The sequence below is a fragment of the Streptomyces sp. NBC_01498 genome (assembly GCF_036327775.1).
Lineage (GTDB): Bacteria > Actinomycetota > Actinomycetes > Streptomycetales > Streptomycetaceae > Streptomyces.
In genome coordinates, this window is sequence record NZ_CP109598.1 from 3109406 (window position 1) to 3124650 (window position 15245).

At 71.6% G+C, this 15245-nt stretch carries 9 protein-coding genes and 1 tRNA gene; 4 read left to right on the plus strand and 6 right to left on the minus strand.

Going from position 1 to position 15245, the window contains the following annotated elements; genetic code table 11:
• Nucleotides 1-8: 8 nt before the first annotated feature.
• Genes OG875_RS13125 through OG875_RS13140 form a run of 4 tightly spaced genes read left to right on the plus strand, consistent with a single transcriptional unit; the run spans nt 9 to nt 3446 of the window.
• Nucleotides 9-1010: a Bug family tripartite tricarboxylate transporter substrate binding protein gene (locus tag OG875_RS13125; protein WP_330174398.1), complete on the plus strand. Its 1002-nt coding sequence runs from the start codon at nt 9-11 to the stop codon at nt 1008-1010.
• Complete coding sequence (locus OG875_RS13130) at nt 1007-1540, plus strand: tripartite tricarboxylate transporter TctB family protein (protein ID WP_330174399.1); 534 nt, start codon at nt 1007-1009, stop codon at nt 1538-1540. Before OG875_RS13125 ends, OG875_RS13130 begins: the two co-directional genes overlap by 4 nt.
• A complete protein-coding gene (locus OG875_RS13135) occupies nt 1540-3039 on the plus strand; it encodes a tripartite tricarboxylate transporter permease (RefSeq protein ID WP_330174400.1) in 1500 nt (499 codons plus the stop codon). Before OG875_RS13130 ends, OG875_RS13135 begins: the two co-directional genes overlap by 1 nt.
• 11 nt (nt 3040-3050) lie before the next feature.
• A complete protein-coding gene (locus OG875_RS13140) occupies nt 3051-3446 on the plus strand; it encodes a universal stress protein (protein ID WP_330174401.1) in 396 nt (131 codons plus the stop codon).
• A gap of 475 nt (nt 3447-3921) precedes the next feature.
• Here the strand turns inward: OG875_RS13140 and OG875_RS13145 are convergent.
• The 6 genes from OG875_RS13145 to OG875_RS13170 form a co-directional block, all read right to left on the minus strand.
• Nucleotides 3922-3995: transfer RNA gene (locus OG875_RS13145), tRNA-Thr, on the minus strand.
• Between the two features lie 113 nt (nt 3996-4108).
• Nucleotides 4109-5632, minus strand: coding sequence for an alpha/beta hydrolase (locus tag OG875_RS13150; RefSeq protein ID WP_330174402.1), 1524 nt, complete (start codon nt 5630-5632; stop codon nt 4109-4111).
• Between the two features lie 97 nt (nt 5633-5729).
• A complete protein-coding gene (locus tag OG875_RS13155) occupies nt 5730-6935 on the minus strand; it encodes a DNA polymerase III subunit delta' (protein WP_330174403.1) in 1206 nt (401 codons plus the stop codon).
• A 239-nt stretch (nt 6936-7174) separates the two neighbouring features.
• Nucleotides 7175-10540, minus strand: a complete 3366-nt coding sequence (tmk, locus tag OG875_RS13160; RefSeq protein ID WP_330174404.1) for a dTMP kinase — start codon at nt 10538-10540, stop codon at nt 7175-7177.
• A 209-nt stretch (nt 10541-10749) separates the two neighbouring features.
• Complete coding sequence (gene topA / locus OG875_RS13165) at nt 10750-13647, minus strand: type I DNA topoisomerase (RefSeq protein ID WP_330174405.1); 2898 nt, start codon at nt 13645-13647, stop codon at nt 10750-10752.
• A 408-nt stretch (nt 13648-14055) separates the two neighbouring features.
• A complete protein-coding gene (locus OG875_RS13170; RefSeq protein ID WP_330174406.1) occupies nt 14056-14253 on the minus strand; it encodes a hypothetical protein in 198 nt (65 codons plus the stop codon).
• Nucleotides 14254-15245: the final 992 nt, after the last annotated feature.

Sequence of the window (15245 nt, forward strand, 5' to 3'; positions counted from 1 at the left end):
GACAAGCCATGAGAACTCGAAGAACCGCTGTCGTCAGTGCCCTGGCCGCCATGTCCATGCTCGCGGTGGGCGCCTGCGGTGCCACCGCGGAGAAGAAGGAGACGAGCAAGAGCGACGGGCCCGTCACCGACCTGCGGATCATGGTCCCCAACACCCCGGGCGGGGGGTACGACACCACGGCGCGGACAGCGGCCAAGGTGATGGAAGACGCCAAGATCGCGTCCGGTATTCAGGTGTTCAACCTTCCGGGCGCCGGCGGCACGGTCGGTCTACAGCGCACGGTGAACGAAAAGGGCAACGGCAAGCTCGCCATGCAGATGGGGCTGGGAGTCGTCGGCGCCGCGTACACCTCGAAGTCGAAGGCGACGCTCTCGCAGACCACGCCGCTCGCCAAGATGGTGGAGGAGGCGGGCGCCGTCGTCGTGCCCAAGAACTCTCCGTACAAGACGATCAACGATCTCGTCACGGCCTGGAAGAACGACCCGAAGAACGTCGCTGTCGGCGGCGGCTCGTCGCTCGGCGGACCGGACCACCTGCTTCCGATGCAGCTCGCCAAGTCGGTCGGCATCGAGCCGAAAAAGGTCAACTACATAGGTTACGACGGCGGTGGTGAGCTGCTCCCGGCGATCCTCGGTAACAAGATCGCCTTCGGTGTCAGCGGTTTCGGTGAGTTCCTCGACCAGATCGAGGCGGGTCAGGTGCGGGTGCTCGCGGTGACCAGCGAGAAGCCGATAGAAGCCCTCAAGGATGCTCCGACGCTGAAGTCCTCCGGCATCGACATGGTCTTCACCAACTGGCGCGGAATCGTCGCCCCGCCCGGCATCAGCACCGCCGACACGAAGGTCTGGGTCGACTCGCTCACGGCGATGCACGACTCCGCGGAGTGGAAGGCCGAGCTGACCAAGCACGGCTGGACCGACGCCTTCATGCCGGGCGACGAGTTCGCCACCTTCCTGAGGGACCAGGACAGGGCTGTCGCCGACATCCTCGCAGAGCTCGGTCTGGCATGAGCCTGGACGTCAACGCGGACACCGACTCGGGTTCCCGCCGGTCCCCCGGCGGGGACCGCGCACAGTACGGCGTGTGCGCGTTCCTCGCCCTGCTGGGCGTGTTGGTGATCGTCGACGCCGCCGGTATCGCGCACTCGACGAGCAGCACCGACCCCGTCGGGCCGCGCCCGATACCCGTGCTCCTCGGCGTGCTGCTCCTGGTGATCGCCCTGGTGTACACCGTCGATGTCGCGCGGGGCGGTCGCGCCGAACCGGAGGCCGGTGAGGACGTCGACCTGACGAATCCGGTCGACTGGCGGACCGTTCTGATGTTGATCGGCGCGTTCGTCGTCAACGCGGTGTTGATCGAACCCCTCGGCTGGGTGATCAGCGGGGCCCTCCTGTTCTGGGGAACAGCCTTCGCGCTGGGCAACCGGCACTACATCCGCAATCTGGCGATCGCGGTGGCGCTGTCGCTGACCACCTTCTACACCTTCGCGATCGGGCTCGGCGTCAATCTCCCGGCCGGCGTGCTGCAAGGAATCCTGTGATGGACAACCTGAACCATCTGCTTGAGGGGTTCGCGCACGTCGTCACCCCGATGAACCTTCTGCTGGCGCTGATCGGCGTCACCATCGGCACGGCGGTCGGGGTCCTGCCCGGCATCGGCCCGGCCATGACCGTGGCTCTGCTGCTGCCCGTGACGTACGGAATGGAGCCGACCCAGGCATTCATCATGTTCGCCGGCATCTTCTACGGAGGCATGTACGGCGGTTCCACCACCTCGATCCTGCTGAATACACCCGGCGAATCGGCCTCTGTCGTCACGGCCATCGAGGGCAACAAGATGGCGAAGGCCGGCCGGGCGGCGCAGGCGCTCGCCACCGCGGCGATCGGATCCTTCGTCGCCGGAACGATCGGCACTCTGCTGCTGGTGCTCGTCGCCCCGCTCGTGGTGGATTTCGCGGTCGGCCTCGGTGCACCCGACTACTTCGCGATCATGCTGCTCTCCTTCATCGCGGTCACCGCGGTACTCGGCTCGTCCCGCGTTCGTGGGTTCGCCTCGCTGGTCGTCGGACTGGTGATCGGCATTGTCGGAATCGACTCGGTCTCCGGGCAGCAGCGGCTCACCTTCGGTGTCCCCCAGCTCGCCGACGGCATTGATGTGGTGGTGGTCGCCGTCGGCATCTTCGCCGTCGGCGAGGCCCTCTGGGTGGCGGCGCATCTGCGGCGTCAATCCGCGGGAGTGATCCCCGTCGGCGTGCCGTGGATGGGCCGCGAGGACTGGAAACGGTCCTGGAAGCCATGGCTGCGCGGCACCGCCTTGGGCTTTCCCTTCGGGGCCATGCCGGCCGGCGGCGCGGAGATACCCACGTTCCTGTCGTACGCCACAGAGAGAAAGCTGACCAAGTACCCCGAGCAGTTCGGCAAGGGGGCGATCGAGGGAGTCGCCGGCCCGGAAGCGGCGAACAACGCGTCCGCGGCGGGCACCCTGGTGCCGATGCTCGCCATCGGGCTGCCGACGAACGCGACCGCCGCGGTGATGCTCGCGGCATTCCAGTCGTACGGCATCCAGCCCGGCCCGCTGCTGTTCGAACGCGAGTCGGGGCTTGTCTGGGCGCTGATCGCCAGCCTGTTCATCGGCAACCTGCTGCTGCTCCTGCTGAATCTGCCGCTCGCCCCTGTCTGGGCCAGGCTGCTGCGGATACCGCGCTCCTATCTGTACGCGGGGATTGTGTTCTTCGCGTCGATGGGTGCCTACGCGGTCAATGCCCAGCCCTTGGACCTGTTCCTCCTCCTGACGCTGGGACTGATCGGTTTCGGCATGCGGAGATTCGGACTGCCGGTACTACCGCTGATCGTCGGCGTCATCCTCGGCCCCCGCGCGGAACTGCAGGGCCGGAGGTCTCTTCAGCTGTCGGGCGGCGAACTGTCCGGTCTGCTGGGCGGACCGGTGTCCTATGTGATCTACACGGTGATCGTGCTCGTCCTGCTGTGGCCGCTGGTCCGCCGGTACATCGTGCGTCCGCTCGCCGAGCGACAGAACTGAAAGGGGCAGCCATGACGGTACTGGTTGGATACGTGCCCTCGCCGGAAGGAGAAGCGGCCCTGCGCGCGGGAGTCGACGAGGCGCGCACCCGGGGCGAGACCCTGCTGGTGATCAACACCTCGCGGGGCGACGCGTACGTCGACCGCGGTTTCGCACAGCAGCGAGACCTCGACCAGGTCCGACGGGACCTGACCGAACTGGGTGTCGACTTCGACATACGCCAGGTGATCGGCGGGCGCGATGCCGCCGAGGAGATCGTCGAGCTGGCGGAGTCGTCCGAGATCTCCCTGGTGGTGATCGGGCTGAGGCACCGCAGCACGGTCGGCAAGCTCCTCCTGGGATCCTCGGCACAGCGGATCCTCCTGGATTCGCCGTGCCCGGTCCTCGCGGTGAAAGCAGATTCCTGACATTCCGCCGCCTCGGGGTGCGTCATGGCCAACCCCGCGCGCGTTCGTCAGCACCCCCTGACACGCGATCGGGTACCAGTGGTCCTGACAACCAGCCGCCACCCGCCGGAGCTTCGGGGTCGAGTGGCCCTGACAACCACTCGCCACCCGCCGGAGGTTCGGGGTCGTCCTGGTCCCGTCCCTCCTCAAGATCCCTCTGCCCCTTCGACGAATCCGCCCGACGCGCGGTCACGCCAACGCCCCCCGGAGCCCGCTCCGGGAAATCCGCCGTATCCGCAACAGCCTCTACGCACCGCCGACACGATCCTGAACGGACTCGGGGTCGACCTGGTGACCATCATCGAGATCCCGCGCCACACCCAGGTCGGCCGGACCCGCCGCCGTCGGGGCGGACCGGCCCGCGCCGGGCCCGTCGTCGTATCCGCCAAAAGCAAAAGCCCCAGATCACGGCGAGTGAGTTCTGGGGCCTTCACAGAGCCGCCTTCGGGATTCGAACCCGAGACCTACGCATTACGAGTGCGTTGCTCTGGCCAACTGAGCTAAGGCGGCAAGCTGCGGAATTGTCCTGTCCGTGCGTGGTCAGGTTCGCATCAGCAGCGGCGCTAAGTCTACAGGGTTCTCAGGGGTGCCCCGGACCGGGCCGGAGGTGGGGAGGGGTGGGGTCAGCAGCGCTTGCCGGGCTTCGGTGGGGTGGCTTCGAGGAGGTAGGTGTTGATCGCCGTGTCGACGCAGTCGCTGCCGCGGCCGTAGGCCGTGTGGCCGTCGCCGTCGTAGGTCAGGAGGACGCCGGAGGCGAGTTGGTCCGCGAGGGAGCGGGCCCACTTGTAGGGGGTCGCCGGGTCGCGGGTGGTGCCCACGACGAGGATGGGGGGTGCGCCCTTCGCCTCGATGCGGTGCGGGGTGCCCGTCGGCTCCGTCGGCCAGTAGGCGCAGTTCAGGGAGGCCCAGGCGAGGGTTCTGCCGAAGACCGGGGACGCCTCCTCGAAGGAGGGCACCGCGCGTTCGACCTCGGCGGGGGTGGTGAAGGCGGGCGGGAGGTCCAGGCAGTTGACGGCGGCGTTGGCGTACATGAGGTTCGTGTACGAGCCGTCGTCCTCGCGTTCGTAGTAGCTGTCGGCCAGGGCGAGGAGCCCGGAGCCGTCGCCCTCCATCGCGCTGCTGAGGGACTCGCGGAGGCCGGGCCAGCCGGACTCGTCGTACATGGCGTTGATCACACCGAAGGTGGCCAGGGACTCGCCCAGCTCACGGGGGTCGCCCGCCGGGACCGGCGCGGTGTCCAGGGTGTCGAAGAAGGAGCGCATACGGGCGCTCGCGTCGTCGGCCGACACGGTGCCCAGGGGGCAGTCCGGATGCGTGACGCAGTCCTCGGCGAACGCGGTGAAGGCGGTGTCGAAGCCCGCCGTCTGGTCGCGGTTCATCTCGACGGCCGGCAGGGACGGGTCCATGGCGCCGTCGAGGACGAGGCGGCCGACGCGGGTGGGGAACAGCTCGGCGTACGTGGCGCCGAGGAAGGTGCCGTACGACGCCCCGACGTACGCCAGCTTCGGGTCGCCGAGCGCGGAGCGGAAGATGTCCATGTCGCGGGCGGCCTCGACGGTGGAGACGTGCGGGAGTGTCTCGGCCGCGCGCTTCCCGCAGCCCTCCGCGAGCTTCCTGAAGGAGGCCGCCAGGCGCGCCGTCTCGGCGGCGTCGTCCGGGGTCTGGTCGACCTGGGTGTACGCGTCCATCTCCTCGCCCGTGAGGCATTCGACGGGCTCGCTGCGGGCGACGCCGCGAGGGTCGATCGCCACCATGTCGTAGCGGGCGCGGACCGGCGCCGGGTAGCCGATGCCCGCGTACCCGTGGAGGTAGTCGATGGCCGAGCCGCCGGGGCCGCCCGGGTTGACCTGGAGGGAGCCCAGGCGTTTGCCGGGGCCGGTGGCCTTCTTGCGTGCGACGGCGAGTTCGATCTCGGCGCCGTCCGGCTTGTCGTAGTCGAGCGGCGCCCGCAAAGTGGCGCACTGGAAGCCGGGGACGTCGCACCCACGCCAGTCGATCTTCTGCCCGTAGTACTTGGTCAGCTCGGTCGGTGCCCCGGACGTCGGCGACGCCCCGCCCGGCTCGTCACCGGACGAACAGCCGGAGACGAGCAGCACGGCCGTGACCAGTCCGGCCGTGGAGAGACGGAGAAGACGCCTGGGGTCCATTCGAGGAGCCTAGCCGCCGCTGGGGCGGTGTCCCTCTTCTCTGTCCGTAAGGGTGACCCCGCACCGGGAGGTGACCTCACGGTGTACGGGCGCGGGCTCAGCCGGCCCGCAGGGACACCGTCATCGCCTCCACCGCCAGCAGCGGCGCCACATTGCGGTCGAGCGCCTGACGGCAGGCCACGATCGCCTCTATCCGGCGCAGTGTCGCCTCCGGCGTCGACGCTCTCGCCACCCGGTCGAGCGCGTCCCTTACGTCGTCGTTGGCCAGGCCGGTCCGCGAGCCGAACTGGATCACCAGGACGTCCCGGTAGAAGCCCGTCAGATCGGTGAGCGCCAGATCGAGGCTGTCGCGCTGCGTACGGGTGGAACGGCGCTTCTGCCGGTCCGCCAGGTCCTTCATGACGCCCGCCGTGCCGCGCGGCATCCGGCCGCCAGGCGACGCGCCGAGGGCCGCCTTCATGTCCTCGGTCTCCTTGACGTCCACGTCCTCGGAGACCTGTTTGGAGTCCTCCCCCGCCGCGTCGATGAGTTCCTGCGCGGCCCGGAGGCAGCCGCCGATGTCGTCGACGCGGAGCGGGACCTTCAGGACGGTGGCCCGGCGGGCGCGGGCCCGCTGGTCGGTGGCGAGACGGCGGGCGCGCCCGATGTGCCCCTGGGTGGCGCGGGCGGCGGCAGCGGCGGCCTCCGGCTCGATGCCGTCACGTCTGATCAGGACGTCGGCGACGGCGTCCACAGGAGGCGTACGGAGTGTGAGATGCCGGCAGCGCGAACGGATCGTGGGCAGGACGTCTTCCAAAGAGGGGGCGCAGAGCAGCCAGACCGTACGGGGCGCGGGCTCCTCGACGGCCTTCAGCAGCACGTTGCCCGCGCCCTCGGTGAGCCGGTCCGCGTCTTCGAGGACGATGACCTGCCAGCGGCCGACGGCCGGGGAGAGCTGGGCCCGGCGGACCAGTTCCCGGGTGTCCTTGACGCCGATGGAGAGCAGATCGGTACGGATCACCTCGACGTCCGCGTGCGTACCGATCAGGCTGGTGTGGCAGCCGTCGCAGAATCCGCAGCCGGGCATCCCGCCCAGCGCCCGGTCCGGGCTGGTGCACTGGAGGGCGGCGGCGAAGGCCCGCGCGGCGGTGGAACGGCCGGAGCCCGGCGGACCGGTGAAGAGCCACGCGTGCGTCATCTTCGTCGCCTCGGGCGGTTCGGTGCCCGACGCCTCCGCCGTGACCCGGGCGTCCGCGTCCCGTGCGGCGGCGGAGAGCGTCTCGCCGACGCGGTCCTGCCCGACCAGGTCGTCCCATACGGTCATGCGCCGTCACCGCCTCCGAGTCGCGCGCAACGGCATCCGGACCGGGATCGGGTCCGGATGCCGACGTCGGGATCCATTGTGGGGGCAGGGTCTGACAATCCCGTCCCGGTGGGGCGGAGACCGGCGTCCCACCCGCCTCAGTCCCGGTGGGGCGGAGGCCGGTGTTCCACCCGCCTCACGAACCCCCACCGCCCTATCAGCCGCGCCGGGCGACCGGATGCGGCAGATACGGCAGGTCCTCAGCGACCGCCCCGGCCCCGACCGCCGCGCGCACCACCGTTGTTGTCGTCGTCCTCGCGCGGGCCGAGCAGTTCGTCGGCGAGCGACGGGAGGTCGTCCAGCGGGGTCTCCTCCGCCCAGTCCGAACGCCGGCGAGCCGGGCGCTCGGCGTCGCGCGCCGGGCGGTCCGGGTCGACCGTCGGCATCTCGCGCGTCCGGTCGTCACCCGACCCGGCGGGCGGGGCCGGAGGCGTCTGCCGCCCCGGTCCCTCTCCCTGCTCGGCGTCCCGGAAGTAGCCGGGCGGCACCCGGTCGGCCGGGTCCGCGTCCCGTACGGGAGGCAGTACGGCGGTCTCGTCGGCCGCCCGGTCGCCGGGACGCGCCGGGGGCTCCTCGCGTCGGCGGGGATCCTCGGGGACGTCCCGTACCGGACGCAGTACGGCCGTCTCGTCGGCCGCCCGGTGCGGTGTCCCCGGCGTTTCCGGCCCGTCCGAGGGGTCCGGAACCTTCGGGATCACGCGCGTCTCGTCGTTGTCCACGCGCGCGTCCGGCTCCGACGGCGAAGGCACTTCCTGCGTCGCGGCGTCCGGGGTGACCACCCGCTTCTCCCCGGCCGTGCCCGGGGACGGCGGCTGCACGACCGGCGTCGGCACCGTCAACTCGTTGTCGGGACGCGCACGTTCGGCCCCGGGGGTCTCATCCGTCCCGGCAGCCCCGGTGGTCCCGCCCGAAGCCCCACCGGGCTCCGCCAGGCGTCGCGCCTCCTCGGCCCGCAGCAGCGCCTCCTCGGCCTTGCGCTGCTTCTCGCGCCGGCGCTCCTCCGCCTCGGCCCGGAGCCGGGTCTCCTCATCGGCGAGCCGCCGCTGCCGCTCCTGCTCCGCCCGGCGCGCCGCCTCCTCGGCCTCGCGCCGTACGCGCTCCTCCTCGGCGAGCCTGCGCGCCTCCTCGGCACGCTCCCTCGCCTCCATCGCCTGCTGTTCCGCCTCGCGCTGCCGGGCGTCCTCCAGCTCGCGGCGCTTGCGCTCCTCGTCCTCGGCGCGGAGCTTGGCCAGCTGCGCCTGCCGCTCGCGCTCCAGCCGCTCCTCCTCGGCCTTGCGCGCCGCCTCTTCCTCGGCCCGGCGCCGCGCCTCCTCGACGGCGGCCTTCCGGGCCTCCTCACGCGCGCGTACCTCGGCCTCGGACAGCGGCAGCATCTGGTCCAGCCGGTGCCGTACGACGGTGGTGACGGACTCGGGCTCCTGCGCCCCGTCCACGACCAGATAGCGGCCCGGGTCGGCGGCGGCGAGGGTGAGGAAGCCGTCCCGTACCCGCTGGTGGAACTCGGCGGGCTCCGACTCCAGCCGGTCCGGCGCCTCCGTGAAGCGCTCACGGGCCGCCTCGGGCGCGAGGTCGAGCAGCACCGTCAGGTGCGGTACGAGACCGTCCGTGGCCCAGCGCGAGATCCGGGCGATCTCGGTCGGCGCGAGGTCGCGTCCGGCGCCCTGGTAGGCCACGGAGGAGTCGATGTAACGGTCCGAGATGACGATCGCACCACGCTCCAGGGCGGGCCGGACGACCGAGTCGACGTGCTCCGCGCGGTCGGCGGCGTACAGCAGCGCCTCCGCCCGGTTGGACAGCCCGGCGCTGGACACGTCGAGCAGGATCGAGCGCAGCCGCTTGCCGATCGGTGTCGCGCCCGGCTCACGGGTCACGACGACCTCGTGGCCCTTGGCGCGGATCCACTCCGCCAGCGCCTCGACCTGGGTCGACTTGCCGGAGCCGTCGCCGCCCTCCAGAACGAGGAAGAAGCCGTTCGACGCCTGGGTCTGCGCCGGGTCGGCGCCCCCGCGCAGCGCGTCGCGCAGATCGCGCCGCAGCGGTACGCCCGACCGGTCGTCGGTCTTCGCGAGGACGACGGCCGCGACAGGCAGCAGCAGCGCGCCGACCAGCATCAGTGTGAAGGCGGCGCCGCCGTGCGCGAAGACGAAGTCGCCGGAGGCCAGCCGGTGCGGTCCGATGGAGGAGGCAAGCACGGGCGCCACCACGGCGCCGAGCGCCACGTAGACCCGTACGACGGCCTGGAGGTGGTCGGTCTGCCGGCCGCGCCGGTACTCCTCGGTCTCCTGGTCGATCAGCCCGTGGCCGGTGTGCGCCGCGACACCGGCGGACACGCCGGCGAGCAGGGCGACGAACAGCACGGTCGCCGTGTCCGGTACGAGTCCCGTCGCCAGCAGCGCGACACCGGTGAACGCGATCGCCAGCGCGAGCAGCCGACGGCGGGAGAGTCCGGGCAGCACCTTCGGGGCGACCCGCACCCCGGTTCCCACACCGCCCGTCAGGACGAGGATCAGGAGGGCGAAGGCGACGGGGCCGCCGCCCAGGTCCTTGGCGTGCAGTACGGAGACGGCGGCGGCGGACGCGATGGCAGCCGCGACGGCCGCGCAGGCGAAGACGAGCAGGCGCACCGCGCCCGTACGGCCCTTGTCCGGACCGGTCCCGGTCGCCGGGCGGCGCAGCCCTTCGAGGGGCGAGCGCGGACGCGGCGTGGGCCCGCCGGGCAGCTCCAGCATGAACAGGATCGACACGGACGCGGCGAACAGACCGGCGGCGACGTACGAGCCGAGCGCCGCCTGGTGCAGCGAGAACCACTCGATGCCCGTGCCGAGCAGGTTGCCGATCAGCGTGACGACCAGCAGGACGGCGGCGGCCAGGGGGATCGCGACGAAGCCGGTGCGCAGCGAGAGCCGGCGCAGGGCGTCGAGGTGGTCGGGCAGGGGGCGTACGGCGGCGCCCTCCAGGGGCGGGGCAGGGAGCAGGGCGGGCGCCGCGCTCTCCTTGGCCACCGTCCAGAAGCGCTCGGCGACGCCGACGACGAAGACCGTACTAAGAAGGATGGGCAGTGCGTTCTCCGGGCTCCAGTCGAGCCAGAGCGGCGCGACGAGGAGCAGGAGGAGGCGTACGCCGTCGGCCCCGATCATCGTCCAGCGGCGGTCCAGCGGACCGCCCTTGGTGCCGTCCTTCGGGCTGCTCTTGGCGCCGTCCTTGGGGCCCGTCGACCTGTCCGTCCCCGTGCCGGGTGCGGTGAGGGCGGCGAGCGGCCCGAGGAGTACGGCTCCGAAGAGGACCGTGGCAAGGATCCGGGCGCCGAACACCGCTGCGACGGCGAACGCCACACCCCGGTATCCCGCCCCGAACGAGCCCTCGGCGACCGCCGCCTGCAACGACAGCAGCAGAAGCACGAGCAGCGCCAGTGCGTCGCCGATGCCGCCCACGAGCTGTGCGCCCCACAACCGCCGCAGCGGAGGAAGGCGCAACAGGGCTCGTACCGCTCGCTCTCGTGAGTCTGCGGCAAGTGCGTCGGAGTCGGAGGTGGGGCTCACGACCGTTGGCTGCTCGGCTCGCGTCATCCGCCCAGCCTATCCGTAGCCCGCCGGTACTCCGAGGCCCACCCGAACAAATGACCGCCGCACGGCTCTCCGGGCCCTTACGGCGGAGAGTCGTGCGGCGATGGTGCCGAGGAACGAGCGGGTGCGCGGTGCGGAACCGGGACGTACGACGACAGTGCCAACGGCGCCTCCTCTTAAGGGAGGTTGCCCCGAAGGGCGCGGCACCGGACCTACTCGTCCGTGTTCGATCCCGTACGGGACGACGACGCCGTCGACTTTCTCGCCGCCGTCGTCTTCTTGGCCGCCGCGGATGTGCCGGCGGTCTTCTTGGCGGCCGTCGTGGTCTTCTTCGCCACGGCCTTCTTCGCCGTCGTCGCCTTCTTCGCGGGCGCCTTCTTGGCCGTGGCCTTCTTGGCGGGCGCCTTCTTCGCCGTCTTCTTGGCGGGCCCCTTGGCGCGCTTCTCCGCGAGCAGTTCGTAGCCGCGCTCCGGCGTGATCTCCTCGACGCTGTCGTCCGTCCGCAGGGTCGCGTTCGTCTCGCCGTCCGTGACGTACGCGCCGAAGCGGCCGTCCTTCACGACGACCGGGCTGCCGCTCACCGGGTCCGTACCGAGCTCCTTCAAAGGAGGCTTCGCCGCCGCCCGCCCGCGCTGCTTGGGCTGGGCGTAGATCGCCAGCGCCTCGTCCAGCGTGATGTCGAACAGCTGGTCCTCGCCGGTCAGCGACCGCGAGTCGGTGCCCTTCTTGAGATACGGGCCGTAACGGCCGTTCTGGGCGGTGATCTCGACGCCCTCGGCGTCCGTACCGACCACGCGCGGCAGCGACATCAGCTTCAGCGCGTCCGCCAGCGTCACCGTGTCCAGGGACATCGACTTGAACAGCGAGGCGGTGCGCGGCTTGACGGCGTTCTTGCCGGTCTTGGGCGTGCCGTCGGGCAGGACCTCGGTGACGTACGGGCCGTAACGGCCGTGCCTGGCCACGATCTGATGGCCGCTCTCCGGGTCGACGCCGAGTTCGAAGTCGCCGCTCGGCTTGGCCAGCAGCTCCTCCGCGTACTCGACGGTCAGCTCGTCGGGCGCCAGGTCGTCGGGCACGTCGGCCCGCTGGTGGCCGTCGGTGTCCTTCTCACCGCGCTCCACGTAGGGGCCGTAACGGCCGACCCGCAGCATGATGCCGTCGCCGATCGGGAACGACGAGATCTCACGGGCGTCGATGGCGCCGAGGTCCGTGACGAGCTCCTTGAGCCCGCCCAGGTGGTCACCGTCGCCGTTGCCCGCGGCGGCGGCCGCGGTCGCGGCGTCCGGGGTCGTGTCCGCACCGCCGGTGGAGCCGTTCACACCGAAGTAGAAGCGCTTGAGCCACGGCACGGCCTGCGCCTCGCCCCGCGCGATGCGGTCGAGGTCGTCCTCCATCCGCGCGGTGAAGTCGTAGTCGACGAGCCGGCCGAAGTGCGTCTCCAGGAGGTTCACCACGGCGAAGGAGAGGAACGACGGGACGAGCGCCGTGCCCTTCTTGAAGACGTAGCCGCGGTCGAGGATCGTGCCGATGATCGAGGCGTACGTGGAGGGGCGGCCGATCTCGCGCTCCTCCAGCTCCTTGACGAGCGACGCCTCGGTGTAGCGGGCCGGCGGCTTGGTGGCGTGCCCGTCGACGCTGATCTCGTCCACGGACAGCGCGTCGCCCTCGGCGACCTGCGGCAGCCTGCGCTCACGGTCGTCCAGTTCGGCGTTCGGGTCGTCGGCGCCTTCCACGTACGCCTTCATGAAGCCGTGGAAGGTGATCGTCTTGCCCGACGCGGAGAACTCGGCGTCCCGCCCGTCGCTCGACGTGCCCGCGATCTTGACGGTGACGCTGTCGCCGACGGCGTCCTTCATCTGGGAGGCGACGGTCCGCTTCCAGATCAGCTCGTAGAGCCGGAACTGGTCCCCGGTCAGCCCCGTCTCGGCGGGCGTACGGAAACGGTCGCCCGAGGGGCGGATCGCCTCGTGCGCCTCCTGCGCGTTCTTGACCTTGCCGGTGTACGAACGCGGCTTGTCGGGCAGATAGGCCGCCCCGTACAGCTGGGTGACCTGCGCCCGCGCCGCGGAGACGGCGGTGGCGGACAGGGTCGTGGAGTCCGTACGCATATAGGTGATGAAGCCGTTCTCGTACAGCTTCTGCGCGACCTGCATCGTCGACTTGGCCCCGAAGCCCAGCTTGCGCGACGCCTCCTGCTGGAGCGTCGTCGTACGGAAGGGGGCGTAGGGCGAGCGGCGGTACGGCTTCGACTCGACCGAGCGGACGGCGAACGACGCGTCGGCGAGGGCGGCGGCGAGCGCCCGCGCGTGGGCCTCGTCCAGGTGCAGCACCTGGGCGGACTTGAGCTGCCCGTCGGAGCCGAAGTCACGGCCCTGGGCGACCCGGCGGCCGTCGACCGCCGACAGCCGTGCGTTCAGTACGGAAGGGTCCGAGGCGTCGCCGGTACGACCGGTCCCGAAGGTGCCGGTCAGGTCCCAGTACTCGGCGGAGCGGAAGGCGATGCGCTCGCGTTCGCGCTCGACGACGAGCCGGGTGGCGACGGACTGTACGCGGCCGGCGGACAGGCCGCGCATGACCTTCTTCCAGAGGACCGGCGAAACCTCGTAGCCGTACAGGCGGTCGAGGATCCGGCGGGTCTCCTGCGCGTCCACCATCAGCTTGTTCAGCTGGCGGGGGTTGGCGACGGCGGTCCTGATCGCTTCCTTGGTGATCTCGTGGAAGACCATCCGGTGGACCGGGACCTTGGGCTTGAGGACTTCCTGGAGATGCCACGCGATGGCTTCGCCCTCGCGGTCCTCATCGGTGGCGAGGAAGAGTTCGTCGGACTCGGCCAGCAGCTCCTTGAGCTTTCTGACCTGGGACTTCTTGTCGGCGTTGACGACATAGATGGGCTGGAAGTCGTGTTCGACGTCCACGCCGAGGCGACGCACCTCGCCGGTGTACTTCTCCGGCACCTCGGCGGCGCCGTTCGGGAGGTCGCGGATGTGCCCGACGCTCGCCTCGACGACATATCCCGGGCCGAGATAGCCCTTGATCGTCTTCGCCTTGGCCGGTGACTCGACGATGACGAGTCGGCGGCCGGCGTGTCCGGTCTCGCTGGTCGGGGACAACTTCGCTCTTCTCTCCGGTCGGCACTCGGTGGCCCGTACAGCCCCACCGCGGGTACGGCAGTACGGCAGCGCGGGGCAGGACATGCCCCGCCAGGACGCTGCTTCGCTGCGGAGTGTGACGGTACAACCCGCCCCCGTGTCAAACGACGAAAGACCGCAACGGCCACTCGAACGGTAACCCGAGTCCGCACGTTTCTGCCGCCCGGACCCATATGCCCGCCGACCGGGACGGTGACCGGGTGCCCTGCCGACGGGGTCGGCGGCGGGTCGCGGGAGGGGCGTCGTCGCAGGTCCCGGGCGTCGGCGGGCCGCGCGGCCCGGGAGGCGGCACGGCGGGATCCGGTGGCGTACGCCTCACCGGGTGCGCCGGTCACGGTAGGGCGCCGGGCGGGCTCCGGGGGTCAGGGATCAGATCCGGCCGAAGCACCAGACGCCGAGGACGACGAAGACCAGGCCCGCGACGGTGGTCAGCGTGATGGAGGTCGCCGGGCTGACGCCGTGCGCCACCGGGGCGCGGTGCAGCACGCGCGCACCCGTCCACACCAGCAGCGCGGCTCCGAACAGCGCGAACGCCGCTCCCGCGAAGATCGCCGGCCCGCTCTCCATGCCCGTACCCCGTTCGGTCCCCGGAGCCGAGCGGCTCCACAGGGCCGAGGCTGGCACCCCGGTACGTCATTGGCGCGAATTCCGCGTGAACGGCGCGGGGGGTTCACTCGGGCGGTGTCCGGGGGGCGCCGGTGCGCGGGGCACCGGCCCGTGCACGTGCCGCCTCGCGCGCACCGGCCGGGCTCCGCTCCGGCGCCCGCCAGCTGCGGTCGTGCTGGCTCCCTCGCCCGGACCGGGCGCCCGGACCGGGCGGCGTACGTCCGTGGGGAGGCGACGAGGGCCGGTCGGGCAGCGGGCTACGGATGGGACCGGGGGCGAGGGGACAGGCGAAGCACCGGGCTTGCGGCGGGGTGACGAGGCCGGTCCGGGCGACGGGCTTGCGCGAGCTGACGAGGCCGGTCCGGGCGACGGGCTCATGGCGATGAGACCGGGGCGGGGCGCGCGACCGGGCGGGGGCGTCGGGCTCACGGCGAGGCGCGCGACGGGGGCGGGTTCGTAGGGCGCCAGCTCGTGGCGAGCCGGCGACCGGAGCGGGGGCGCCGGGCTCGGCACCGCGAAGCGGCCGGGCAGGGTGGCACGGGCTTGTGGCGGGGCGACCGGGCGGGAGCGCCGCGCTCGTGGCGAGGCACGCGACCGGGGCGGGTCTCGCCGTGAGGCGGCGCGCGCGGCAAGGCGCGTGACCGGGCCGGGGAGTGGGGCTCGTCGCGAAGCGACCGGACCGGGGCTCGCCGGGTGGGGCGGCCGACGCGTCGCGAAGCGACCATGCGAGAACGCCGCGCTCGTGGCAAGGCACGCGACGGGGGCGGGGCTCGCCGTGGGGCGGCGCGCGCGGCAAGGCGCGTGACCGGGCCGGGGCGTGGGGCTCGTCGCGAAGCGACCGGACCGGGGCTCGCCGGGTGGGGCGGCCGACGCGTCGCGAAGCGACCATGCGAGAACGCCGCGCTCGTGGCAAGGCACGCGATGGGGGCGGGAGCGCCGCGCTCGTGGCGAGG